This is a genomic window from Methylobacterium indicum (genome assembly GCF_001043895.1).
Lineage (GTDB): Bacteria > Pseudomonadota > Alphaproteobacteria > Rhizobiales > Beijerinckiaceae > Methylobacterium > Methylobacterium indicum.
This window is the reverse complement of sequence record NZ_JTHF01000299.1, coordinates 1-2,965: the sequence shown is the minus strand read 5'-3', so window position 1 is coordinate 2,965 and position 2,965 is coordinate 1. Positions and strand designations below refer to the sequence as shown.

At 74.8% G+C, this 2,965-nt stretch carries 3 protein-coding genes; 2 read left to right on the top strand and 1 reads right to left on the bottom strand.

From position 1 onward, the window contains the following. Positions 1–1,093 (bottom strand): DUF2125 domain-containing protein (locus tag QR78_RS27920; RefSeq protein WP_425284301.1); only part of this gene is annotated, 1,093 nt, incomplete at its 3' end. A gap of 151 nt (positions 1,094–1,244) precedes the next feature. Between QR78_RS27920 and QR78_RS27915 the strand changes: the two genes are divergently transcribed. Both QR78_RS27915 and QR78_RS27910 read left to right on the top strand, forming a co-directional pair. Beyond that, the gene (locus QR78_RS27915; protein WP_048430880.1) at positions 1,245–1,787 is read left to right on the top strand and encodes a gamma-glutamylcyclotransferase; all 543 of its coding nucleotides are present in this window, start codon (positions 1,245–1,247) and stop codon (positions 1,785–1,787) included. Between the two features lie 107 nt (positions 1,788–1,894). Then, positions 1,895–2,965, top strand: a 1,071-nt coding sequence (locus QR78_RS27910) for an MFS transporter (protein ID WP_048430879.1), incomplete at its 3' end; no start/stop codon positions are given.

The following is a 2,965-nucleotide window of genomic DNA, read 5'->3' as shown; positions in this document are numbered from 1 at the left end:
CCGACCGCCCGCCGGCGAGCCGCACGGTCGGCAGCACCTTGAGCGGCGGCTCGCCCGGGCGGTCGGTCGCGGCCTGGCCCGGCGCCGGTTCCCGGCGCCGCCCGCCGAGGAACTGGCCGACGATGTTGCCGACCAGCGCCGCGCCGTCGCCGCCGAGCCGGGCGCCGAGCTGCTCGCTGATCAGCGGGGCGATCACCTGTTCGAGCCCGGCGGTGCGCACGTCGAACTGGCCCGAGGGGCGGTGCAGCTCGTCGAGGGCGACCACGCCCTGCGCCCGCAGCCGCCGGCCGCCCTTCTCGGCCGCGAGGCTGGTGACCTCGACGGTGCCGCCGGCCTCGCGCCAGCGCTCCAGCTCCTGCGCCAGGGTGCGGGTGCGGAAGCCCGCCGCCCGGGTCACGGTGGCGTCGAGCGCGAGGTCCGCCGGCTCCGTGCCGCCGAGCAGCGGATCGAGCACCGGCACCGCGGCCTGCATCACCCGGGCGCTCAGGTCGACGGCGCCGTCGGTCTCGAAGCGGCCCGGGGTCGGGCGGGCATGCAGTTCGAGATGCCGGGTCGAGAAGTCGATCGGCGAGGGATCGGCGCCGGTGACGCTGCCCTTCAGCCCGTCCGCCACCACGGAGGCGCGCTGGAAGCCGTCGCTCGTGGCGTGCAGGCTCGCCTCCAGGCCGGTCCAGGTCACGTCGGCGGCAAGGCCGCCCTGCTGCACCTTGAACGGCCCGGTCGCCTCCAGGATGACGTGGCGCGGCTGGTAGACCTGCGCCACCGCGACGAGCGGCCCGGTGGTGAAGCGCACGTCGGACCGGGCGAAGCCGAGCGAGGCGCAGCGCAGCTCGAACCGGAACGGGAAGCCGGTCAGCGAGCGGTCGGCGCAGGTCCATTGCCGCCCCGCCTGGGCCTCGCGGGCAAACCACCGGTCGATCTCGCCCTCGGCCTTGCCCCGCAGCCAGAACCAGCCCGCACTCCAGGCGAGCGCCACGAGCAGGAGGAGCACGAACGGCGCGAACAGCCCGAGGCGCAGGCCCGGCCCGCGCCCTCCGGTCGTCCGCCCCGTCTCGGTCGTCGGCCCCGCTTCCGTCGGCCTGTCCATCGGCATGATCCCGGTTCTGCGGCGGTCCTGACGGACCGCCCGGATTGAACCGCGCTCCCGTAGCTGCTACCGGCCGCGCCCGGCAAGTGAGACCGGCGGGTGACACCGAACAGGCGAGGCACGCTCGCGCGATCGTGCCGGGGGGAGGATGCGAGCGATGGAGGCGGGCGAGCCGTCGGATCTCTGGGTGTTCGGCTACGGCTCGCTGATGTGGCGGCCGGGCTTCCCCTTCGTCGAGAGCGGGCCGGGGCGCCTGCGCGGCTATCACCGCTCGCTCTGCGTGCTCTCGCACGTCCATCGCGGCACGCCGGAGCGGCCGGGCCTAGTGCTCGGGCTCGACCGGGGCGGCTCCTGCCGCGGCATGGCGTTCCGGGTCGCGGGCCCCGACGCGGCCGGCACGCTCGCCTACCTGCGCGAGCGCGAGCAGGTCACGGCGGTCTATGTCGAGCGGGTGCTCGGGGTCACCCTCGACGACGGCCGCCGCATCGCGGCGGTGACCTACCTCGTCGATCGCCGCCACCCGCAATATGCCGGCCGCCTGCCGGAGGCCGAACTGGTGCGGCTGGTGCGCCAGGGCCTCGGCCGCTCGGGCGCCAACCCGGACTACGTCCGCCACACCCACGACCAGCTCGTCGCGATGGGCATCCCCGACCCGATGCTCGCCCGCCTCGCCGCCGCCTGCGCGGTGCCGAGCCCGTGAGGCGGCGGGCCGGTGCGCGATCATTTCCCGTTCAGGTCCGGTAGGCCGTTTGGGCCTGGACTTTCGAACGACGGCCCGAACGGGCAAGCCGGAGCGCCTCCGCGTTGATGACCCCCACCACCCATCTCGCCCTGATCAACGCCTTCGTGGGCGACATCCAGGGCGGGCTCGGCCCCTTCCTCGGTACCTGGCTGGCGCAGGCCGCGAAATGGGGGCCGAGCGAGGTCGGCCTCGTCACCACCATCGTGGGCTTCGCCACCCTGGCGTTGAGCGGGCCGCTCGGCGCCCTGGTCGACCGGTTCGGCCGGCCCCGGATGCTGATCGCGGCCGCCTGCGCGGCGATCCTCCTCGGCACCCTGCTGCTGCTGCCCGCCCGCGCCTTCATGACGGTGCTCGCCGCCCAGTTCATCGCCGCGGCCGGCGGTACCCTGGTGGTGCCGGCGGTGACCGCGCTGACGCTCGGCATGGTCGGCAAGCAGGCATTTCCGAAGCAGCAGGGCCGCAACCAGGCCTGGAACCACGTCGGCATCCTGGGTGCCGCGCTCGCCATCAGCTTCGGCACGCCGGTCATGGGGCCGAGCATCGCCTTCTGGGTCCTGGGCGGCCTCTCCGCCTGCGCCATCGTGGCGGCGCTCACGACGCCGCGGAGCGCCTATAACGGCCGCCGCGCCGTCGGCTGGAAGGAGGACGACCCGGACGACAAGCCGGAGCGCTCCGGCATCCTGAAGGTCCTCTCCGACCGGCGCCTCCTGATCCTCTCGGCGGCGCTCGCCCTGTTCAACCTCGCCAACGGCTCGATGCTGAGCCTGCTCGGCCAGAAGCTCGTCGCGGCGGGGGAGGACGGCACCGGCTGGACCGCCCGCTACGTCATCGTCGCCCAGGGCGTGATGATCCCGGTGGCGCTGTTCGCCGGGTCGCTGGCCGACCGGCGCGGCCGGCGCCAGCTCCTCCTCGTCGCCTGCGCGGTGCTGCCGGCCCGTGCGCTCCTCTCCGCCTTCCTGTCCGATCCCTACTGGCTGATCCTGGCCGAGGTGCTCGACGGCGTCGCCTCCGGCGTCATCGGCGTCGCGGTGCCGGTGGTGGTGGCCGACCTGACCTGGGGTTCGGGCCGCACCCAGACGGCGCTCGGCACCGTCGCGGCGGTGCAGGGGGTGGGCGGCGCCCTCTCGGGCTGGGTC